General features: G+C 55.9%; 22 protein-coding genes. 12 read left to right on the top strand and 10 right to left on the bottom strand.

The window, feature by feature from the left end:
• Positions 1-1,161, bottom strand: a complete 1,161-nt coding sequence (gene metB, locus AB1287_RS19635; RefSeq protein WP_312629268.1) for a cystathionine gamma-synthase — start codon at positions 1,159-1,161, stop codon at positions 1-3.
• Between the two features lie 262 nt (positions 1,162-1,423).
• Between metB and metJ the strand changes: the two genes are divergently transcribed.
• The gene (gene metJ / locus AB1287_RS19630; protein ID WP_002436782.1) at positions 1,424-1,741 is read left to right on the top strand and encodes a met regulon transcriptional regulator MetJ; all 318 of its coding nucleotides are present in this window, start codon (positions 1,424-1,426) and stop codon (positions 1,739-1,741) included.
• A 49-nt stretch (positions 1,742-1,790) separates the two neighbouring features.
• Here metJ and rpmE read toward each other — a convergent pair whose 3' ends face one another.
• The gene (rpmE, locus tag AB1287_RS19625) at positions 1,791-2,003 is read right to left on the bottom strand and encodes a 50S ribosomal protein L31 (RefSeq protein WP_312629267.1); all 213 of its coding nucleotides are present in this window, start codon (positions 2,001-2,003) and stop codon (positions 1,791-1,793) included.
• A 207-nt stretch (positions 2,004-2,210) separates the two neighbouring features.
• Between rpmE and priA the strand changes: the two genes are divergently transcribed.
• The 7 genes from priA (at position 2,211) to rraA (ending at position 10,219) form a co-directional block, all read left to right on the top strand.
• The gene (priA, locus tag AB1287_RS19620) at positions 2,211-4,406 is read left to right on the top strand and encodes a primosomal protein N' (protein WP_435618832.1); all 2,196 of its coding nucleotides are present in this window, start codon (positions 2,211-2,213) and stop codon (positions 4,404-4,406) included.
• Positions 4,407-4,556: 150 nt separating this feature from the next.
• Complete coding sequence (cytR, locus tag AB1287_RS19615; protein WP_312629265.1) at positions 4,557-5,585, top strand: DNA-binding transcriptional regulator CytR; 1,029 nt, start codon at positions 4,557-4,559, stop codon at positions 5,583-5,585.
• Positions 5,586-5,678: 93 nt separating this feature from the next.
• On the top strand, positions 5,679-6,683 hold the full coding sequence (gene ftsN, locus AB1287_RS19610) for a cell division protein FtsN (protein ID WP_435618831.1): 1,005 nt from the start codon (positions 5,679-5,681) through the stop codon (positions 6,681-6,683).
• Between the two features lie 90 nt (positions 6,684-6,773).
• A complete protein-coding gene (gene hslV, locus AB1287_RS19605) occupies positions 6,774-7,304 on the top strand; it encodes an ATP-dependent protease subunit HslV (protein ID WP_097164448.1) in 531 nt (176 codons plus the stop codon).
• A 9-nt stretch (positions 7,305-7,313) separates the two neighbouring features.
• Positions 7,314-8,648 carry an HslU--HslV peptidase ATPase subunit gene (hslU, locus tag AB1287_RS19600; protein ID WP_312629262.1) on the top strand — a complete coding sequence of 445 codons (1,335 nt, stop codon included), beginning with the start codon at positions 7,314-7,316 and terminating at the stop codon, positions 8,646-8,648.
• A gap of 66 nt (positions 8,649-8,714) precedes the next feature.
• Entirely contained in the window at positions 8,715-9,641 is a 927-nt protein-coding gene (gene menA / locus AB1287_RS19595; RefSeq protein WP_435618830.1) for a 1,4-dihydroxy-2-naphthoate polyprenyltransferase, read from the top strand.
• Between the two features lie 92 nt (positions 9,642-9,733).
• Complete coding sequence (rraA, locus tag AB1287_RS19590; RefSeq protein WP_312629260.1) at positions 9,734-10,219, top strand: ribonuclease E activity regulator RraA; 486 nt, start codon at positions 9,734-9,736, stop codon at positions 10,217-10,219.
• Positions 10,220-10,272: 53 nt separating this feature from the next.
• Here rraA and AB1287_RS19585 read toward each other — a convergent pair whose 3' ends face one another.
• The 4 genes from AB1287_RS19585 to cpxP all read right to left on the bottom strand — a co-directional run bounded on the left by AB1287_RS19585 (position 10,273) and on the right by cpxP (position 13,625).
• Positions 10,273-10,776, bottom strand: coding sequence for a DUF1993 family protein (locus AB1287_RS19585; RefSeq protein WP_435618829.1), 504 nt, complete (start codon positions 10,774-10,776; stop codon positions 10,273-10,275).
• A gap of 158 nt (positions 10,777-10,934) precedes the next feature.
• The gene (gene pfkA, locus AB1287_RS19580; RefSeq protein ID WP_312629258.1) at positions 10,935-11,897 is read right to left on the bottom strand and encodes a 6-phosphofructokinase; all 963 of its coding nucleotides are present in this window, start codon (positions 11,895-11,897) and stop codon (positions 10,935-10,937) included.
• Between the two features lie 173 nt (positions 11,898-12,070).
• Positions 12,071-12,985 (bottom strand): CDF family cation-efflux transporter FieF, encoded by a 915-nt coding sequence (gene fieF / locus AB1287_RS19575; protein WP_312629256.1) that lies wholly within the window; start codon positions 12,983-12,985, stop codon positions 12,071-12,073.
• A gap of 136 nt (positions 12,986-13,121) precedes the next feature.
• A complete protein-coding gene (cpxP, locus tag AB1287_RS19570; RefSeq protein ID WP_435618828.1) occupies positions 13,122-13,625 on the bottom strand; it encodes a cell-envelope stress modulator CpxP in 504 nt (167 codons plus the stop codon).
• A 150-nt stretch (positions 13,626-13,775) separates the two neighbouring features.
• Here cpxP and cpxR point away from each other — a divergent pair, with 150 nt between their 5' ends.
• Entirely contained in the window at positions 13,776-14,474 is a 699-nt protein-coding gene (gene cpxR / locus AB1287_RS19565) for an envelope stress response regulator transcription factor CpxR (protein WP_312629252.1), read from the top strand.
• A complete protein-coding gene (gene cpxA, locus AB1287_RS19560) occupies positions 14,471-15,844 on the top strand; it encodes an envelope stress sensor histidine kinase CpxA (RefSeq protein ID WP_312629249.1) in 1,374 nt (457 codons plus the stop codon). Before cpxR ends, cpxA begins: the two co-directional genes overlap by 4 nt.
• Positions 15,845-15,978: 134 nt before the next feature.
• Here cpxA and yiiM read toward each other — a convergent pair whose 3' ends face one another.
• Positions 15,979-16,653 (bottom strand): 6-hydroxyaminopurine reductase, encoded by a 675-nt coding sequence (yiiM, locus tag AB1287_RS19555; protein WP_435618827.1) that lies wholly within the window; start codon positions 16,651-16,653, stop codon positions 15,979-15,981.
• Positions 16,654-16,799: 146 nt separating this feature from the next.
• Between yiiM and AB1287_RS19550 the strand changes: the two genes are divergently transcribed.
• Positions 16,800-17,693 carry a dihydrodipicolinate synthase family protein gene (locus AB1287_RS19550; RefSeq protein WP_312629246.1) on the top strand — a complete coding sequence of 298 codons (894 nt, stop codon included), beginning with the start codon at positions 16,800-16,802 and terminating at the stop codon, positions 17,691-17,693.
• 51 nt (positions 17,694-17,744) lie between these two features.
• Here AB1287_RS19550 and kdgT read toward each other — a convergent pair whose 3' ends face one another.
• Both kdgT and sodA read right to left on the bottom strand, forming a co-directional pair.
• Positions 17,745-18,728 (bottom strand): 2-keto-3-deoxygluconate transporter, encoded by a 984-nt coding sequence (kdgT, locus tag AB1287_RS19545; RefSeq protein ID WP_312629245.1) that lies wholly within the window; start codon positions 18,726-18,728, stop codon positions 17,745-17,747.
• A gap of 261 nt (positions 18,729-18,989) precedes the next feature.
• The gene (sodA, locus tag AB1287_RS19540; protein ID WP_004203668.1) at positions 18,990-19,610 is read right to left on the bottom strand and encodes a superoxide dismutase [Mn]; all 621 of its coding nucleotides are present in this window, start codon (positions 19,608-19,610) and stop codon (positions 18,990-18,992) included.
• A 289-nt stretch (positions 19,611-19,899) separates the two neighbouring features.
• Between sodA and rhaT the strand changes: the two genes are divergently transcribed.
• The gene (rhaT, locus tag AB1287_RS19535; RefSeq protein ID WP_312629243.1) at positions 19,900-20,934 is read left to right on the top strand and encodes an L-rhamnose/proton symporter RhaT; all 1,035 of its coding nucleotides are present in this window, start codon (positions 19,900-19,902) and stop codon (positions 20,932-20,934) included.
• On the opposite strand, the gene rhaR is transcribed toward rhaT, so the two are convergent.
• Positions 20,935-21,783 (bottom strand): HTH-type transcriptional activator RhaR, encoded by an 849-nt coding sequence (rhaR, locus tag AB1287_RS19530; protein ID WP_312629242.1) that lies wholly within the window; start codon positions 21,781-21,783, stop codon positions 20,935-20,937.
• Positions 21,784-21,834: the final 51 nt, after the last annotated feature.

The following is a 21,834-nucleotide window of genomic DNA, read 5'->3' as shown; positions in this document are numbered from 1 at the left end:
TTACCCCTCGTTTGCTGCCCGGAACCCATTTTCCAGGTCGGCAATTAAATCTTCACTGTCTTCAATACCGGTCGAAATACGCAGCAGCGTTTCCGAAATACCCGCCGCCGCTCGGGCTTCTGGCGCCATGCCCGCGTGGGTCATGGTCGCCGCGTGAGAAATCAGGCTTTCCACACCGCCCAGCGATTCTGCCAGCGTGAACAAAGAGAGCCCACTCAGGAAACGACGAAGCGTATTTTCATCGCCGTCCAGTTCAAAGCTGAGCATCGCACCAAACCCTTTCTGCTGGCGGGCGGCAATCTCATGTCCCTGGTTCTCCGGCAGGGAAGGATGATACAGCTTTTTCACCAGCGGTTGCTGCTTCAGGAACTCAACAATCGCCGTGGCGTTACGCTGCGCCACTTCCATACGTGGACTCAGCGTCCGCAGGCCGCGCAGGAGCAGGTAGCTGTCGAAAGCGCTGCCGGTGACGCCGATATTATTTGCCCACCATGCCAGTTCGGTGACGGTTTCCTGATCTTTAGCAATCACTACGCCCGCCACCACGTCAGAGTGACCATTAAGGTATTTGGTGCAGGAGTGCAGCACCAGATCGGCCCCCAGCGCCAGCGGATTTTGCAGCGCCGGGCTCAGGAAGGTGTTATCCACCACGCTGACGGCACCCGCCGCACGCGCCAGCTCGCAAATTTTTGCAATATCCACGACGCGCAACAACGGATTACTTGGGCTTTCGATCAGCACCAGCTTCGGTTTTTCGGCCAGCGCCGCCTTTAACGCCTGTTCATCACCCTGATCGACAAACAGTACGCGGTAGCAGCCGCGTTTCGCAAGGCTGTCGAACAGGCGATAGCTTCCGCCATAGCAGTCGTGCGGCGCCACCAGCAGATCGCCAGGCTTCAGGAAAACGGTCGTCACCAGATGAATCGCCGACATACCGGTGTTGGTTAGTACCGCACCTGCCCCGCCTTCCAGCTCGGCCAGCGCCCGCTGAACGACATCACGCGTCGGGTTACCACGACGGGAATAGTCGTGCGCACGCGGCTCATTGAATCCGGTGAAGTTATAGGTGCTGGAAAGGTGAATCGGAGGGACAACGCAGCCATATTGCTCGTCATCATTTAACCCGCTACGCACTGCGATGGTGGCTTGTTTACGCGTCATGGTGAATCGTTCCTAGCTTTAGCGATGAAAAGTCAGGCCTCAGAGTAACCACTGCCACAATAGACGTCAATACATCTGGACATCTAAACTTCTTTGCGTATAGATTGAGCAATCGGGAAATAGCCGTTAAAATTACCTGCATTAGCGCACATCCACGGTGGCTTTGCTGGTGTCATGGTCACACCTCTCAGGTAAACTGTGCGACATTCTGGTTCGGGCGCGCGCCTGAACCTTTTATTCATGATTAGAGGATTAGAGTCTCATGGCTGAATGGAGCGGCGAATATATCAGCCCCTACGCTGAGCACGGTAAGAAGAGTGAGCAGGTCAAAAAAATTACGGTGTCCATTCCACTGAAGGTCCTGAAGATCCTCACTGATGAACGCACCCGCCGCCAGGTGAACAACCTGCGCCACGCCACCAACAGCGAGCTGCTGTGTGAAGCGTTCCTGCATGCGTTTACCGGCCAACCGCTGCCGAACGATGAAGATCTGCGTAAAGAGCGCAGTGATGAGATCCCGGAAGCGGCGAAGATTATTATGCGTGAACTGGGTATCGACCCGGAGACGTGGGAATACTGAGCTTGCAGAAACAAAAAAGGCGCCTTTCGGCGCCTTTTTTTCGGTTCGCTTATTTTGCGCCCGGGATGCTGAAACGCTTGTTGAAGCGGTCAACACGGCCACCGGTAGCAACGTCACGCTGCTTGCCAGTGTAGAACGGGTGGCATTTGCCGCACACGTCCAGGTTCAGATCGTGACCAACGGTAGAGTTGATCTTCATGATGTTACCGCAAGAACAAGTTGCAGTAACTTCTGCGTAATTTGGGTGAATACCTTTTTTCATGGGAAACCTCAGTGAAGGCCGCGTCGCTCTTCCAGCCCTAACGCCAGACACCACGCGAAGTTAATAGTATAGTTCGTTTGATACCGCATTAATGCGCATCAAAGGCGGCGAATCATACAGAATTTAACCAGGGGTTGCAATCTGATCCGCGCTCCCTGAATAACAATGTGTATACTAACTCCCCCTTTTTCAAGCCAGGAAGAGTCGATGCCCGTCGCACACGTTGCCCTGCCCGTTCCGCTTCCCCGCACCTTTGACTACCTGCTGCCTGACGGCGTAAGCGCTCAGGCCGGATGTCGCGTGCGCGTGCCCTTTGGCAAGCAGGAGCGCGTGGGGATTGTCGTGTCGGTGAGCAACGATAGCGAATTACCGCTCAACGAGCTGAAAAGCGTCGTGGAAGTGCTGGACGATGAACCGGTGTACTCCTCTGCCGTCTGGCGCATGCTGCAATGGGCCGCAGACTATTATCATCATCCCATTGGCGACGTACTGTTCCACGCTCTGCCCATTCTGCTACGTCAGGGAAAACCGGCCAGCTCGGCCCCGCTCTGGTACTGGTACGCGACAGAACAGGGCCAGGCCGTCGATATTAGCACCCTTAAACGATCGGCAAAGCAGCAACAGGCTTTAGCGGCGCTGCGTCAGGGGAAAATCTGGCGCCACCAGGTCGCTGACCTGGAATTTAATGACGCCGCGCTTCAGGGCCTGCGTAAAAAAGGCTACTGCGATCTGGCAAGTGAAGCGCCAGCGTTGACGGACTGGCGCCACGGCTACGCGGTGACCGGCGAGCGTCTGCGTCTGAACACAGAACAGGCCACCGCCGTGGGTGCGATTCACAGCGCCTCGGATAAATTCTCCGCCTGGCTGCTGGCGGGCGTGACGGGTTCCGGTAAAACGGAAGTCTATCTGAGCGTGCTGGAAAACGTACTGGCCCAGGGCAAGCAGGCGCTGGTGATGGTGCCGGAAATCGGCCTGACGCCGCAAACTATCGCCCGCTTTCGCGAACGCTTTAACGCCCCGGTTGAGGTGCTGCACTCCGCCCTGAACGACAGCGAGCGGCTGTCCGCCTGGCTGAAAGCCAAAAATGGCGAAGCGGCCATCGTGATCGGCACGCGCTCTTCCTTATTTACCCCGTTTAAAAACCTTGGCGTGATCGTCATCGACGAAGAGCACGACAGCTCCTACAAACAGCAGGAAGGCTGGCGCTATCACGCCCGTGATTTAGCCGTCTGGCGGGCACACAGTGAGCAAATTCCGATTATTCTGGGTTCCGCCACGCCGGCGCTGGAAACGCTGCATAACGTTCGCCAGGGGAAATACCATCAGCTGAAGCTGACCAAACGCGCAGGTAATGCCCGACCGGCGAATCAGCACGTGCTGGATTTGAAAAGCCAGCAGCTGCAGGCCGGACTTTCCCCGGCGCTTATCAGCCGCATGCGCCAGCATTTGCAGGCGGATAACCAGGTTATTTTATTCCTCAACCGACGCGGCTACGCTCCGGCACTGCTGTGTCACGAATGCGGCTGGATTGCCGAATGCCCGCGCTGCGACAGCTATTACACCCTGCATCAGGGCCATCGCCATCTGCGCTGCCACCACTGTGACAGCCAGCGCCCGATCCCGCGCCAGTGTCCGTCGTGCGGCTCCACGCATCTCGTGCCGGTTGGCTTAGGCACAGAACAGCTCGAAGAAGCGCTGGCACCGCTTTTTGCGAACGTGCCGATTTCCCGTATCGATCGCGACACTACCAGCAGAAAAGGCGCGCTGGAACAGTACCTCGCCGAAGTGCATCGCGGCGGTGCGCGTATCCTGATTGGCACGCAGATGCTGGCGAAGGGCCATCACTTCCCGGACGTGACGCTGGTTGCATTGCTCGATGTAGACGGTGCGCTGTTTTCTGCAGATTTCCGCTCCGCTGAACGCTTCGCACAGCTTTATACCCAGGTGTCAGGCCGTGCCGGACGCGCAGGCAAACAGGGCGAAGTGATTTTGCAGACGCATCATCCTGAGCACCCGCTGCTGCAAACCTTGCTCCATCAGGGATATGACGCTTTCGCCCAGCAGGCTTTAGCGGAACGCCAGTCGCTTCAGCTGCCACCGTGGACCAGCCACGTGCTGATTCGTGCTGAAGATCACGATAACCAGCAGGCACCGCTGTTTCTTCAGCAATTGCGAAACCTGCTTCAGGCAAGCCCGCTGGCAGATGACAAACTCTGGCTGCTCGGCCCGGTGCCCGCTCTGGCGCCCAAACGCGGCGGCCGATGGCGCTGGCAGATTGTGCTGCAACACCCGTCACGCCTGCGTTTGCAGCATATCGTCAGCGGCGCGATGGCGCTGATTAACACCCTTCCTGCCTCCCGGAAAGTAAAATGGGTGCTCGACGTGGACCCCATCGAGGGCTAACCCCTTGCGCTGAGAAGCAGATCGAAAAATTTCGCATCCGTCACAATTTTAATGAAATTTGTGTAACTCCCTGGCGTGACTCTCTGATACAAAAGAGAGAGTTGTCAGAGACAGCGGACGTCTCTGCCCCCGGCCGCGAGGAGAACCCAGGTGAAGTCCAATAAAGAGGTTGCTGCAGCAACCATGAAGGATGTTGCAGAAAAAGCAAATGTCTCAACGGCAACGGTTTCCCGGGCGTTGATGAATCCCGATAAAGTTTCGCAGTCCACGCGCAACAAAGTGGAAAAGGCCGCACTGGAAGTGGGCTATTTTCCCCAGGCGCTCGGGCGTAGCTCAAAACGAAACGAGTCGCGCACCATTCTGGTGATTGTGCCGGACATCTGCGATCCCTTCTTTAGCGAAATCATCCGCGGCATTGAAGTCACGGCCGCCGCGCAGGGATATCTGGTGCTGATTGGCGACTGCGCCCATCAGAATCAGCAGGAAAAAACCTTCATCGACCTCATCATCACCAAGCAAATTGACGGCATGCTGCTGCTGGGCTCGCGACTGCCGTTTGACGCCAGCATTGAGGAGCAGCGTAATCTGCCGCCAATGGTGATGGCTAACGAATTTGCGCCAGAGCTGGAACTGCCAACGGTGCATATTGATAACCTGACGGCCGCCTTTAACGCCGTCAATTTCCTGCATGAGCTCGGACACCAGCGCATCGGCTGTATCGCCGGACCGGAAGAGATGCCGCTGTGCCACTACCGCCTGCAGGGTTACGTTCAGGCTCTGCGTCGCAGTGGAATAACCGTTGACCCGCACTATATCGCCCGGGGGAATTTCACCTATGAAGCCGGTGCGAACGCGCTTGAGCAGCTACTGGCGCTGCCGCAGCCGCCAACGGCCGTTTTCTGTCATAGCGATATCATGGCCCTGGGCGCGCTTTCGCTGGCAAAACGCCGCGGGCTGAAAGTACCGGACGATCTGTCGATTATCGGCTTCGATAATATCTCGCTGGCTGAGTTCTGCGATCCGCCGCTCACCACAGTTTCTCAGCCACGTTTCGCGATTGGGCGCGAGGCCATGCTGTTACTGCTCGATCAGCTTAGCGGGCAAAATGTCAGTAGCGGTTCCCGCTTGCTGGACTGCGAACTCATTGTCCGGGGTAGTACCACAAAAAATAAGCCTTAAACTAAACGGCTTTCGGAGTTGCGGTTCTGGTCAAAGCTCCGTCGCTTAAGTAACATGGCGGGCTGACGAACGAATAAATACAGCGAAACGACAGTGGCACAACGAGATTATGTCAGCCGCAGCAAACCTGCAGCTTCGCGGCGCAAAAAGAATCCTTCAAGGAATTCACGGAAAAAGCAAAGTAGCCTTCCTGCTGTCTCACCAGCCATGGTCGCTATTGCTGCGGCTGTGCTGGTTGCCTTTATCGGTGGCCTGTACTTCATCACCCATCATAAAAAAGAAGAGGCGGAAGCCCTTCAGGGCCGCCAGGCGACGGGCAATGGCCTGCCGCCGAAGCCGGAAGAGCGCTGGCGCTACATCAAAGAGCTGGAAAGCCGCCAGCCGGGCGTGCGCGCGCCAACCGAACCCTCTGCGGGCGGCGAGGTGAAAAATGCCGATCAGCTGACCGACGAGCAGCGTCAGCTGCTGGCACAAATGCAGGCGGACATGCGCCAGCAGCCCACTCAGCTGACAGAAGTGCCGTGGAACGAGCAGACGCCAGCCCAGCGTCAGCAAACGCTGCAGCGCCAGCGTCTTCAGCAGCAGGCGCAACAGCAGGTTCAGCAGCAACAATGGACGCAGACTCAGCCAGTGCAGGCGCCGCGCACCCAGTCTCGCGTGACGGAGCAGCCGTATCAGGCTCCACGCACGGTTCAGAGCCAGCCTGCACAGCAGCCACGCCAGGCGCAGCCGAAGCAAACCACGCAGCAGCCGTATCAGGATTTGCTGCAAACGCCAACGCACACCACGGCAAGCCAGCCTAAAACCCAGCAGGCCGCCCCGGTGACGCGTGAACCAGAGCCTGCGAAGCAAACGGCAGAGAAAAAAGATGAGCGCCGCTGGATGATTCAGTGTGGCTCGTTCAAAGGGGCCGATCAGGCCGAAACCGTTCGCGCCCAGCTGGCATTTGAAGGATTCGACTCCCGCATCACCACCAACAACGGCTGGAACCGCGTAGTCATTGGCCCACTGAAAGGTAAGGAAAGTGCCGACGGCACCATCTCTCGCCTGAAGGTCGCCGGACACGCAAACTGCATTCGTCTCGCCGCCGGGGGTTGAAACCCCCAAAATCCCCCCCATCTATAAATGCATTCTGCCCCGTACACCGTGCGGGGCCTGTATTCTGCTTCACACCCAGGGGGGCCTCTCGTGACAACAATAGTCAGTGTTCGTCGTAACGGTCATGTCGTTATCGCCGGTGATGGTCAGGCCACGCTTGGCAACACCGTCATGAAAGGCAACGTGAAAAAAGTCCGTCGTTTGTACAACGACAAAGTGATCGCCGGTTTTGCGGGCGGCACTGCGGATGCCTTCACGCTGTTTGAACTGTTCGAACGCAAGCTGGAAATGCATCAGGGACATCTGGTGAAAGCGGCGGTTGAGCTCGCCAAAGACTGGCGTACCGACCGCATGCTGCGCAAGCTTGAAGCGCTGCTTGCCGTTGCCGACGAAACCGCATCTCTCATCATTACCGGGAACGGCGACGTCGTTCAGCCAGAAAACGATTTGATTGCCATTGGCTCCGGCGGCCCGTATGCCCAGGCCGCAGCCCGTGCGCTGCTGGAAAACACCGAGCTCAGCGCTCGTGACATTGCGGAAAAAGCGTTAGGTATTGCAGGCGATATTTGCATCTACACCAACCATTTCCACACTATCGAAGAATTACCTTCTAAAGCGTAAGGATCTCAAATGTCTGAAATGACCCCACGCGAGATTGTCAGCGAACTCGACAAACACATTATCGGCCAGGACGACGCCAAGCGTTCTGTGGCTATCGCCCTGCGTAACCGCTGGCGTCGTATGCAGCTTGACGAAGAGCTGCGTCATGAAGTGACCCCGAAGAACATTCTGATGATCGGTCCGACCGGCGTCGGTAAAACCGAAATCGCCCGTCGTCTGGCGAAGCTGGCTAACGCACCGTTCATCAAAGTCGAAGCGACTAAGTTCACCGAAGTGGGCTATGTTGGTAAAGAAGTGGACTCTATCATCCGCGATCTGACCGATGCCGCCGTCAAAATGGTGCGCATGCAGTCCATCGACAAAAACCGCTATCGTGCGGAAGAGATGGCGGAAGAGCGTATTCTCGATGTGCTGATCCCGCCGGCCAAAAACAACTGGGGCCAGTCGGAACAACCTCAGGAACCTTCAGCCGCACGTCAGGCGTTTCGCAAAAAACTGCGTGAAGGTGAGCTTGATGACAAAGAAATTGAAATCGATCTCGCTGCTGCGCCGATGAACGTCGAAATTATGACGCCGCCGGGCATGGAAGAGATGACCAGCCAGCTGCAGTCGATGTTCCAGAACCTCGGCGGCCAGAAACAAAAGCCGCGTAAGGTGAAAATCAAAGACGCCATGAAGCTGCTAATTGAAGAAGAAGCGGCGAAGCTGGTGAACCCGGAAGAGCTGAAGCAGGCCGCAATCGACGCCGTTGAACAGCACGGGATCGTGTTCATCGATGAAATCGACAAAATCTGTAAGCGCGGCGGTAACTCCTCCGGCCCGGATGTGTCCCGCGAAGGCGTTCAGCGTGACCTGCTGCCGCTGGTGGAAGGCTGCACCGTATCCACCAAGCACGGGATGGTGAAAACCGACCACATTCTGTTTATCGCCTCCGGTGCTTTCCAGGTGGCTAGCCCGTCTGACCTGATCCCTGAGCTGCAGGGTCGTTTGCCTATTCGCGTTGAGCTGAAGGCGCTGACCACCCACGATTTCGAGCGTATTCTGACCGAACCGAACGCCTCCGTTACCGTGCAGTACAAAGCGCTGATGGGCACCGAAGGCGTGAACATCGACTTCACCGACGACGGCATTAAACGCATTGCTGAAGCAGCCTGGCAGGTGAACGAATCCACCGAAAACATCGGTGCCCGTCGCCTGCACACCGTGCTGGAACGCCTGATGGAAGACATCTCTTACGACGCCAGCGAACGTCAGGGTGAATCCTTTACCATTGATGCAGAATATGTGAGCAAACATCTGGATGCGTTAGTGGCAGATGAAGATCTGAGCCGTTTTATCCTATAATCCCGGTAACTGCATTTTCATCACTGTTGATGGGGGCTCTGGCCCCCATTTTTATTGGCCGGAATAATGACTGAACAATCACTGAGTCGTACCCAGGCATGGCTGGAAAGCCTGCGCCCGAAAACATTACCGCTGGCGTTTGCCGCCATCGTCGTCGGAACGGCGCTTGCCTGGTGGCAGGGTCATTTCAATCCGCTGGTTGCTCTGCTGGCGCTCGTCACCGCCGGGCTGCTGCAAATTCTGTCGAACCTGGCGAATGACTATGGCGATGCGGTGAAAGGCAGCGACAAGCCCGATCGCATTGGGCCGCTGCGCGGGATGCAAAAGGGCGTTATCACCCAAGAGCAGATGAAGCGGGCGTTGATTATCACCGTGGCGCTGATTTGCATCTCAGGCATTGCGCTGCTGGTTGCTTCGTACCAGACGATGCAAGATTTTATCGGCTTCCTGGTGCTTGGCGGGGTGTCGATTATTGCCGCCATCACCTATACCGTTGGCACGCGCCCGTATGGCTACATTGGGCTTGGCGATGTTTCCGTGCTGATTTTCTTCGGCTGGCTCAGCGTAATGGGCAGCTGGTATCTTCAGGCGCACACGCTTGAACTGTTGACGTTCCTGCCTGCCACGGCCTGCGGATTACTCGCCACGGCCGTGCTGAATATTAATAATCTGCGTGATATCAACAGCGATCGCGAGAACGGTAAAAACACCCTCGCCGTGCGTCTGGGGCCGGTTAACGCTCGCCGCTATCATACCGTTCTGCTGCTGGGCGCGCCGCTTTGCCTGGCGTTATTTAACCTGCTGGCGCTGCATAGCCCGTGGGGTTGGCTGTTTATTCTCGCTTTGCCGTTGCTTATCAGGCAGGTGCGTTTTGTCCTGACCCATCGCGACCCGGTCGATATGCGCCCAATGCTGGAACGCACGGTTAAAGCGGCTCTGCTGACTAACCTGTTGTTTGTGGTTGGGATTATTCTAAGCCATGCGTTCGCTTAACTGACAAATATCAATTAACAATTGATGATTTTGCCAACAATGCGATTCGCACGATATACTGAAAACACTCACAGCTTCTGAACGTTAAGCCTATGAAATACGATACATCCGAGCTTTGCGACATCTACCAGGAAGATGTCAATGTCGTTGAACCGCTGTTCTCCAACTTTGGCGGACGGTCGTCGTTTGGTGGACAAATCATCACGGTGAAGTGTTTCGAGGATAACGGGCTCCTGTACGATATGCTCGAACAGAACGGTCGTGGCCGCATCCTGTTAGTGGATGGCGGTGGCTCCGTGCGCCGGGCACTGATTGACGCCGACCTCGCGCGCCTGGCCGTGCAAAATGAATGGGAAGGCATGGTGGTTTACGGTGCCGTCCGTCAGGTCGATGACCTGGAAGAGCTGGACATCGGTATTCAGGCGATGGCGGCTATTCCGGTCGGTGCCGCAGGAGAAGGCATTGGTGAAAGCGACGTGCGCGTGAACTTCGGCGGTGTTACGTTCTTCTCCGGCGACCATCTCTATGCCGACAACACCGGCATTATCCTGTCGGAAGACCCGCTCGACATTGAATAAGCGCTTCTGAAAAAGGCCTTCTCACTGAGAAGGCCTTTTTGTTTGCGGCAAACTTACTGGATCTTGCCTAAAAAGTCGCGTTTGCCCAGCGGCACGCCCGCCTGACGCAAAATGCCGTAGGCCGTGGTGGAATGGAAAAAGAAGTTCGGAACGGCGAACTGCCATACGAAGCTTTGAGCGGTGAAGTGCAGCTGATGCTCGCGGGCCTGAACCATCACCGGACGCTGATCGTCACCTGCGAGCTGTTCATCGCTGATGCTTTTCATATAAGCGATAGTGGCTGCGATGCGTGCCTGAAGCTCGGCAAACGTGGCTTCGTTATCTTCCATCACTGGCGCGTCAACGTCCGCCAGGCGGGCAATCGCGCGCTTAGCCATATCGCAGGCAACCTGTACCTGACGCTTCAGCGGGAACATATCGTCCGCCAGCTTCGCCTCCAGTAGCGTAGCCTCCTGAATCCCCTGCTCTTTTGCCCAGGCCGAGCTCTTTGCCAGAACGGCATCCAGACTCACCAGCCCGTGAATAAACTGCGCTTTCATTTCGCTATACAGTGACATTTTCAGCTTCCTTAATGGTGGTAAACCCATCGAGAATAAACTCAGGGCATAACGAAGAGTAGCGCGAATTGTGCGCCAATACGTTGAACCTGAGGGCATAAAAAAATCCGTAGCCCCAGAGGGTTACGGATTCTGATAAAACGAACTTGCGGTCGCGCTTAGTACAGCTTTTTCGCGCAATCCAGCAGGTCAGTTCTGAATGGACGCTTCATATTTTCAATGGCGTCGATGATGTCGTGGTGAACCAGTTTTTCGTTCTGGATCCCGACACAGCGGCCGCCGAAGCCTTCCAGCAGAACTTCAATCGCGTATGCGCCCATGCGTGAAGCAAGGATGCGGTCATAAGGCACCGGAGAGCCGCCGCGCTGGATGTGGCCCAGAACGGTTGCACGGGTTTCGCGCTTGGTTTCGGTTTCGATGAATTTCGCCAGCTCGTCCACGTCACACATGTGCTCAGTGATAGCCACGATCGCGTGTTTCTTGCCTTTCGCGATGCCCGCTTTGATTTCTGCCACCAGATCTTCGCGATTGAATTCAACTTCCGGCACCACGACAAACTCACAGCCGCCCGCAATGGCTGCCGCCAGGGTCAGATCGCCGCAGTAACGGCCCATCACTTCAACGATGGAGATACGCTGGTGAGAAGAAGAGGTGTCACGCAGGCGGTCAATCGCTTCCACGACGGTGCCCAGCGCGGTGAAGTAACCGATGGTGTAATCGGTGCCTTTGATATCGTTATCGATAGTGCCCGGCAGGCCCACGCACGGGAAGCCCATTTCGGTCAGGCGCTTAGCCCCCATGTAGGAACCGTCACCGCCGATAACCACCAGCGCGTCCAGTCCGCGCTTTTTCATGTTCTCGATAGCCACGGCACGGATGTGCTCTTCGCGGAATTCCGGGAAACGCGCAGAACCCAGGAAGGTACCACCGCGGTTAATCATATCGGACACGCTGTAACGGTCGAGCTGAACCATCCGGTCTTCGTACAGACCAAGGTAGCCATCATAAATACCCATTACTTCCAGACCTTCCGTCAGCGCGGCACGAACCACACCACGGATAGCTGCGTTCATGCCCGGCGCATCACCGCCGCTTGTCAACACACCGATTTTCTTAATCATGACTACCTCTGAACTTAGGAATGCTAAAAATTATTCTGTTGCCCGAAGCGCCCCCGTATCACGGGAGAGATCGACTCTATGAGAGATAGTATATCAGGCGCTTCGTGCTGAATTGATTCAGGTCAGACCAAACGGCGGTAATTTAGACAAAAATGCCGATCCGACCCCCATTTTTACAACGAATGACGAAAGTCCAAAAAGCCCTGTCGTCCCGAAGGGACAACCGAGCGCGGATCCTGATGAATAATGACATCAGAACCCGGAAAACGAAGCAAAATAGCCTGCTCAACCTGTTCAGCCACCAGATGCGCCTGAACCAACGGCAGATTGTCTTCCATTTCTAAATGAATCTGAATAAAGCGGGTCGGCCCTGACTGCCGCGTTCGAAGGTCATGCGCACCGCTCACGCCCGGCCAGGCGCTGACGATGTTAATGATTTCTTGCCGTTCTTCATCGGGTAAAGCCCGGTCCAGCAGAGACTGAACGGCTTCATACCCCATGCGTAACGCACTATATAAAATATAGATGCCAATACCCAATGCAAACAACGCGTCTGCGCGATGCCAGCCGTACCAGGCGAGCGCCAGCGCCACCAGAATGGCACCGTTCATCATAACATCAGACTGATAATGAAGCATATCTGCACGCACCGCCTGGCTTTGCGTCTTACGCACGACCCAGCGCTGGAAGGTCACCAGCACCATCGTGCTGATAAGCGCAATCACCGTCACAATCATGCCGACGCCAGGCTCATGCATAGGCTCTGGCTTGATCAAATTCTGAATGCCGGTCAAAAACAGGAACAGGGCCGAACCGGAAATAAACATGCTCTGGGCAAGCGCGGCCAGCGATTCAGCTTTGCCGTGGCCGAACGTATGTTCTTCGTCGGCGGGCTGCAGCGAATAGCGCACGACCAGCAGATTGGTTAGCGAGGCGGCAATATCCACCAGCGAGTCCACCAGCGCGGCCAGAATACTGACGGATCCGGTGTACCACCACGCAAAAATCTTAATCAAAAGTAACACCGACGCCATCACCGTCGCGGCCAGCGCCGCACGGCTGACTAACCGGCCATAAGATTGATTCATAAACACTCCTGCACGTATCTGCGGGTAGTATAGCGGAATGCGCTCGAAGTCAGTGGCTGGAAAAAGGGCAAAAAAAACCCCCACATCATGTGGGGGAAGACAGGGATGGTGTCTATGGCAAGGAAAACAGGGTTTGTTACTGGTTGCTACGGGTATTGCTACTACTGAACAGCGTTAGAGCTGAACCTTGCTGCATCCGTGCAACCTCACGCAACTGATCCATACGTTGCTGGTGTCTTTCATTTAAAACCGCTTGTTGCTCTGGCGTAAGCAGGCGGTACATCTGGTTGCGGACCCGGGCCATTTCGACCTGGCGAGCAACCTGCTCCTGCGCCATTTTTTCTGCCTGAGCGTGCACGGCGGTTTCATCAAATTTTTCTGCGGTGACAAGCTTATGCATTGTCTCCATTTCGCTAACATTAACAGGGGGCTGCTGGCGCCGGGCCTGTTGCATAAGATCCCGCATCTGTTGACGCTGATATTCGGTTAAACTTATGCCGTCAAACATATGGCTCTGGTGACTGCCCTGCGTCGCCCCTTCATTTGGGGTCCAGTTAACGCTGGTAACGACTTCAGCAGCCTGGCTATTCGCACTTAGCGCCAGCGTTGAGGCCATGACGGCAGCGATAACATTGCGCATCAATTGCTCCCAGGTACTTTTGTTTCGCGATTCAACGAGAGCCAGTCTACGATTCAGGCTGCAAACATGCGTCAGGGGGTGTAAAACAACGTAAAGTCATGGATTAGCGAGCCTTGATGACGTAATTTCTGCCTCGGAGGTATTAAATCAATGAATAAAATCCTGTTAGTTGATGATGACCGGGAGCTCACCTCCCTGTTAAAGGAGCTGCTCGACATGGAAGGCTTCAATGTGCAGGTTGCCCATGATGGGGAACAGGCACTGGCGCTTCTGGATGACAGCATCGACCTGCTTTTACTCGACGTGATGATGCCGAAAAAGAACGGTATCGACACCCTTAAAGAGTTACGACAGACGCACCAGACACCGGTCATTATGTTGACCGCACGCGGCAGCGAGCTGGATCGCGTTCTCGGCCTTGAGCTGGGCGCAGACGACTACCTGCCTAAACCGTTTAACGATCGCGAGCTGGTCGCCCGTATTCGCGCGATCTTGCGTCGCTCCCACTGGAGCGAACAGCAGCAGACCAGCGAAAACAACTCACCAAACTTAGAAGTGGATTCTCTGAGCCTGAATCCAGGCCGTCAGGAAGCAAGCTTTGACGGTGCGACCCTTGAGCTGACCGGCACCGAGTTCACGCTGCTGTATCTGCTGGCACAGCATCTCGGCCAGGTGGTGTCTCGTGAACACCTGAGCCAGGAAGTGCTGGGTAAACGCCTGACGCCGTTTGACCGCGCCATCGACATGCACATTTCCAACCTGCGCCGTAAATTGCCGGAGCGGAAAGATGGCCATCCATGGTTTAAAACCTTACGTGGCCGCGGCTATCTGATGGTATCCGCTTCATGATAGGAAGTTTGACCGCTCGCATCTTTGCCATTTTCTGGTTAACCCTGGCACTGGTGCTGATGCTGGTACTGATGTTGCCCAAGCTTGACTCGCGCCAGATGACCGAACTGCTGGACAGCGAGCAGCGCCAGGGGCTAATGATAGAGCAGCACGTTGAAGCCGAGCTTGCGAACGATCCCCCGAACGATTTGATGTGGTGGCGCCGCCTGTTTCGCGCCATCGACAAATGGGCACCGCCTGGGCAACGCCTTCTGCTGGTCACCAGCGAAGGCCGCGTGATCGGCGCAGAACGCAATGAAATGCAGATCATTCGTAACTTTATCGGCCAGTCCGATAACGCCGATCATCCGCAGAAAAAACGCTACGGACGTCTGGAAATGGTAGGACCCTTCTCGGTCAGAGACGGGGAAGATAACTACCAGCTTTATTTGATTCGCCCGGCAAACACCTCGCAATCCGATTTCATCAACCTGCTGTTTGACCGCCCGCTGCTGCTGCTGATTGTCACCATGCTGGTGAGTTCACCGCTGCTACTATGGCTGGCGTGGAGCCTCGCCAAGCCTGCACGTAAGCTGAAAAACGCCGCCGATGAGGTCGCCCAGGGAAACCTGCGCCAGCATCCTGAACTGGAAGCCGGGCCGCAGGAGTTCCTCGCGGCGGGCTCCAGTTTCAACCAGATGGTGACCGCGCTGGAAAGGATGATGACGGCTAACCAGCGCCTGCTGTCCGATATTTCTCACGAGCTGCGCACGCCGCTCACGCGCCTTCAGCTGGGCACCGCCTTGCTGCGTCGCCGGGCCGGAGAAAGCAAAGAACTGGAGCGTATTGAAACGGAAGCGCATCGTCTGGACAGCATGATCAACGACCTGCTGGTAATGTCGCGCAATCAGTCGAAAAACGCGCTGGTCAGTGAAACCCTCAAGGCCAACCACCTGTGGGGGGAAGTGCTGGACAACGCCGCGTTTGAAGCGGAACAGATGGGGAAATCATTTACCGTCGAATATCCGCCTGGCCCATGGCCGCTGTACGGTAACCCGAATGCGCTGGAAAGCGCCTTTGAGAATATCGTGCGCAACGCCCTGCGTTACTCGCACACCAAAATCTCGGTCAGCTTCTCGGTGGATAAAGACGGCATCACCATTAACGTGGACGATGACGGCCCGGGCGTCAGCCCGGAGGACAGAGAGCAGATTTTCCGTCCGTTCTACCGCACAGACGAAGCCCGCGACCGCGAATCCGGCGGCACCGGGCTTGGCCTGGCTATTGTCGAAACCGCCATCCAGCAGCATCGCGGCTGGGTGAAGGCCGACGACAGCCCGCTCGGCGGTTTGCGTCTGACTATGTGGCTGCCGCTGTATAAGCGGGATTGATCAGCGTCTCCCCTCTCCCTAACCCTCTCCCAAAGGGAGAGGGAACCGATCGAGCCAATACCAATCAGGGTGCTGGTTTTCTCCCTCTCCTTATGGGAGAGGGCCGGGGAGAGGGTATCAGTCAATCTGAATCCCTACTTCCCCCACAACCTCCGCGAATTATCCTCAATCTGTCCGTTCAGACGCCGCTTCTGCATGGTTCTCGTCCAACTGACGGATAGCCCCGCCGCCGACAGCAGACGATGATACTGTTCGTCGTCATACGGCGTGTACCACGCAATCGCCGCCGCGCCATACACGGACACATTGCTCAGGCGGGAAACGAGAACCAGCGGCTGCTCCGTCGATACTTTTCCCGCCACAATGACCCGATACAGCCAGCCCATTTTGCCGCTGCTTTGCATTAGAGAGGAAAAGTCGCTGATGCCGAAGTGATAGTTAAGCTTAAAGCACGGCGAGCGCGGCTGCGTCACCTGAATCAGCGCATCGCCCCAGCGGAAGATGTCGCCAATAAAAACGTTTTTCTCCGTCAGACCTTCCGTTGAGAGGTTCTCACCAAAGGCGGGCGCGCAGAACAGATCGGCCTGTTCCGGAAATTCACGCGCCCAGGCAGCGTAATGCTCGCGTGGATAATGGCACAGCGCGCGGTCCGGGCCACCGTGAATTTTCTTTTCCGCCTGCTCGTCACCCACCAGGCCCCGTTCGGTGAGTTCCAGCTCGCCGTCTACCTGCAATTTTGCAATCGCGCTTGGTCGGCTGCCCTCGTACTCCCGCACGCTGCCCGTAAAAACGTCCACCGGATATTGCATCTTCCCTCTCCTGCTGCTGACAACACATTGCCGCTATTTTTGCACGTAAACTACGCAAAATGCGACATGCGTAAAGCCGCGAGCGACGGATTCATGTTATCCATTAGTTAAAATGAAACACCATTTCACTATAAGGAGTTCATGCTATGACCCGTCATTCTGCGTTTAGCGGCGTATGGTGCCCCTCTATCACGCCAATGGACAGTGAAGGAAATATTGATTACGTCGGCATGTCGCGGCACCTCGCCCGCCTGACTGACGCGCGCATCGACGTCATCCTGCTGATGGGCAGCATCGGCGAGTTTGCTTCATTTTCACTGGAGGAGCGCCTTGCTCTCATTCGTAAAGCGCGGGAGATGTCGCCCCTGACGATGGTCGCCAACGTCTCCTCCACCTGCCTGAGTGACGTCGTGACGATGGCGCAGGCAGCTCACGACGCGGGCTACGAAGCGGTGATGGTATTGCCGCCCTATTATTACGCTCAGACGGCGAATCAGGTCCTGAGCTACTTCCGCAGGATTGGCCAGACGCTGAAGGGGAAATGGTTTGCCTATAACTTCCCGGCGCGCACCGGCTGCGATATCACCCCGGAGATTGCCGCCACGCTGGCCGCTGAATTTCCTGATTTCGCCGGTATCAAAGACACGGTCGATTGCCAGTCGCACACGCGAGACATGATCCTCGCCACTCAGGCCGTGCGCCCTGATTTTGCGGTACTTTCGGGCTATGACGAATATTTCATTCCGAACCTGATGGCGGGCGGCGCTGGCGTTATTTCAGGTCTGAACAACGTCATGCCGGAGCTGTTCGTCACGGCGCGTGAAGCCTGGCAAAAAGGGGATTTACCTGCACTCACCGGGGCCCAGCGTGAAATTGGCCGCTGCATGGCAATTTATGCCATCGGTGATGATTTTGTGACCACGATTAAAACGGTTGTCTCCCGCAAGTTCGGTTACAGTACGCCCGTTTCCCGCAACGCGGGCGGCGCGCTGAATGAGGCACAGCTTCAGCAGGCCGATCGTCAGTTCGACATCCGCTGAAAGCAAAAGAGCCTCACAACGTGAGGCTCCCTTTCATAATACCAGACAGGTCTATTTCACCGTATTACGCACATCAATCGCCACCGACTCGCTCTTCACTCTGCGTGACCAAACAGAGGTGATGATCGGCACCAGGATGGACGTCACGATAACTGACGTTGCCACCAGCGAAGTCGCTGCTGGCGCCATCGGTTTAAACGCAGGCACCATTTCTGCAATCAGAACGGGCGTGGCTACCGCAGCACCCGCCGAGCTGGATGCCGCAATTCCCGCCGTGCCATCGCCGCCGCCAATCAGCTTATCGGCAATAATCAGCGGAATGCCGGTGACCACAATCACCGCCAGGCCAAGCAGAACACCGAGCAGACCGGTCTGGGCAATCACGCTCAAATCAATGGTGTTGCCCAACGCAAAGGCGAAGAACGGGATCAGCGTCTGTACCGCTTTGCCGAAAAAGTCGCGCAGCTCAGGGTCGAGGTTGCCCAACAGGAAGCCCACGAGGAACGGCAGCACTGCGCCAACAAACACGTGCGGTTCAAATGAAGCAATCCCCGCCGTGCCGAGGATAATCATGGTCATCAGCGGGCCGGACTCCAGCGACATCAGCACGAATGCCCCCGCCTCTTCTTTGGTACCGTACTGCTGCATGATCGAGGCGTAGAGACCGCCGTTGGTCATGTCCATGCACGCCACCAGCGCCAGCGTCGAAAGCCCGGCAAAGAAACCCGCCTCAACGCCGTGCTCAGGAATAATTCGGGAGGCAATGGCCGCCACCACCCACGCCACCGCGATTTTAGTCACCACCAGCGTGCCGGATTTACGCAGCACGGTACCGGTGGCGCTTAGCTTGATGGAAGCTCCCATACAGAAAAACCACACGGCCAGAATCGGTACCGTTCCGGTGATCATTCCGTTGGTAAAAGAACCGAAGTATTTACCCGCATCCGGGGAGAAAGTGTGACACAGGGCGCCGAGGAACAGCGGCACCAGCATCATACCACCGGGGATTTTTTCAATTGCACGTTTGATTTGCATGACCACCACCCGTAAGAACGTATTGTTTTTCTGATTTTCAGACGCCGGATGACGCTCAAGGAGTGCCGCGGCAGGCCAACAATAGTCCCAACGAGGGGTGAGAACAGTGATCGAACAAACAAATTAAAACGATGTTTTATATTTATGGGATCAATGTTTTTATTTTTGATCTTTATCACAACTCCCGCGGCAGGCATAAAAAAACCCTGCTGAATCAGCAGGGTTTTGTCTTCTGCCCAGGGCAGGAGGCGCTAAATCGCCTTATTTTTTCGCTGCAAAACGCGCAGCCGCTTCGTCCCAGTTCACTACGTCCCAGAACGCTTTGATGTAGTCCGGACGACGGTTCTGGAATTTCAGGTAGTAAGCGTGCTCCCACACGTCCAGACCCAGAATCGGGAAGCCGGATGCGCCAGAAATCGCTTCGCCCATCAGCGGGGAATCCTGGTTAGCGGTTGAAACTACCGCCAGCTTGTCGCCTTTCAGCACCAGCCACGCCCAGCCGGAGCCGAAACGGGTGGCAGCGGCTTTTTCGAATTCCGCTTTGAAGTTGTCCACGGAGCCGAAATCACGCTCGATAGCCGCTTTCAGGTCGCCCTGCAGGGTGGTACCGGTTTTCAGGCCTTTCCAGAACAGGCTGTGGTTAGCGTGGCCGCCTGCGTTGTTGCGCAGCACAGTTTTCTTGTCTGCTGGCAGCTGATCCAGTTTGGTGATCAGCTCTTCCGCGGAGAGATTTGCGAACTCCGGCAGGCTTTCCAGCGCTGCGTTAGCGTTGTTCACATAGGTCTGGTGGTGTTTGGTGTGATGGATTTCCATCGTCTGCTTGTCAAAGTGCGGCTCAAGGGCATCGTACGCGTACGGCAGGGATGGCAGTGTATAACTCATATTCATCTCCAGTTATTATCGGGCGGCAGAGGTGTTAACGCCGCGTAAGCAGTTGGTTCATTATAGTTATTTAAATGATATTGAAAATGTTTATCAATGCCGTAGTTTTAATAAGGTTATAACAATTGGTTATGTGGCTGATTTTGTGAGCCCGCTCAGGCGGAACACGCGCTTTTTGCCAGGTCCAGGGTTTACGCGGCAACGGTCTGAAGGTTAATCCGTTGACTGATTTTTACACTCATCAGGTCAGATGAAAGATTCATCGACGTAACACGTTGAGGATAAAAAAATGAGTCACGCGATTACGATGGGTATTTTTTGGCATTTGATAGGTGCAGCCAGTGCAGCCTGTTTCTACGCCCCGTTCAAAAAGGTTAAAAATTGGTCCTGGGAAACGATGTGGTCGATTGGCGGTATCGTCTCCTGGCTCATCCTGCCGTGGACGATCAGCGCCATGCTACTGCCAGATTTCTGGGCCTACTACGGTTCATTCAGCGCCTCCACGCTGCTGCCCGTGTTCCTGTTCGGCGCGATGTGGGGCATCGGTAACATTAACTACGGTCTGACCATGCGCTACCTTGGCATGTCGATGGGTATTGGCATTGCCATCGGCATTACGCTTATCGTTGGCACGCTGATGACACCGATTCTGAACGGAGATTTTCACATTCTGGTTGGCACCGAAGGCGGGCGTATGACGCTGCTCGGCGTGCTGGTTGCCGTCGTTGGCGTGGGCATTGTGACCCGCGCGGGGCAGCTTAAAGAGCGTAAAATGGGCATCAAAGCCGAAGAGTTCAACCTGAAAAAAGGGTTGGTGCTGGCGGTCATGTGCGGGATTTTCTCCGCCGGGATGTCATTTGCGATGAACGCCGCAAAGCCGATGCATGAAGCCGCCGCCGCGTTGGGTGTCGATCCGCTGTATGTCGCTCTGCCAAGCTATGTCGTGATTATGGGCGGCGGTGCGGTAATTAACCTTGGCTTCTGCTTCATTCGCCTGGCAACAAAATCAAACTTGTCGGTAAAAGCAGACTTCTCGCTGGCAAAACCGATGATCGTCGGCAATATCCTGTTTTCCGCACTGGCAGGGCTGATGTGGTATCTGCAGTTCTTCTTCTACGCCTGGGGCCACGCCAGCATTCCGGCGCAGTACGACTACATGAGCTGGATGCTGCACATGAGTTTCTACGTGCTGTGCGGCGGCCTGGTTGGGCTGATTCTCAAAGAGTGGAATGCGGCAGGACGCCGTCCGGTCGGGGTGCTGAGCCTCGGCTGCGTGGTAATTATCATCGCCGCCAACATCGTTGGCCTGGGCATGGCGAACTGATTACGCCGCGGTTTTTTGACGATGACGCCATTGCCCTGGCGTCATCCCCACTTCGCGATTAAACACCACCGAAAAGTAGTTACTGTCCTCAAAGCCGCAGTGCATCGCAATTTCCCCGATCATCAATTCTGAATGCTGAAGCAGATATTGCGCGTGGCAGATGCGCAGCTGGCGCAAATAGTGATTAATGGTCATCCCCGTCTGGCTGCGAAACTGCTGACGCAGCGTTCGCTCACTGCAGGCCTGCTGCTCACAGAACTTATCCAGCGCAAAAGGCCGGTTCAGGCTACCCGCAAGGGCAGTCAGCAGCTTATCGAGCAGCGCTTCGCTCTCGGTGGCGGCAAGGTTATCGGTGGCATAGCGATGGCGGCGCAGCGTCACCACCAGTTGGGCAAACAGCAGCTCGGCCATATCGTCAATCTGGCCGCCCGTTTTGTGACTCTCCTGTTCCAGCGCGGTGATCACCTGCCGCGCCTGAGCCATGCCGTTGCTGCCGATGCGCCAGTGCGGCGTCCAGACGGTGCCATTCAGGCCGGGAATGTGCGCCGCCCAGTCAAGGTTAAGCTTCAGCCGCTCCGGGCAGTAAATAATATTCTGTAAAACCAGATCGTTAACGGAAGCGTAGGAGTGCTTATCTTCTGCGCGGATGTAGAACAGATCCCCGCGCGTAATGCGGTAGGGCCTGTCGTTAAGGATATGCAGCCCGTTTCCGCGCCACACCAGCACCAGCTCGCAGAACTCATGGGTATGCTCAGCAAAGACGTTTTGCGGATAGCGATCGGCCACCGCCACCGCCTGCTGCGGGGAGGCAAAGAAATCGGCTTTGCGGAGAATGAGCTGGGCTGGCACGGAGGACCTCAAACAGCGAATAACTGCCTATTATTCGCTGTTTTACGGGCA

Source organism: Scandinavium sp. UTDF21-P1B (genome assembly GCF_040750395.1).
GTDB lineage: Bacteria > Pseudomonadota > Gammaproteobacteria > Enterobacterales > Enterobacteriaceae > Scandinavium.
This window is presented reverse-complemented; position numbering and strand designations above follow the sequence as displayed.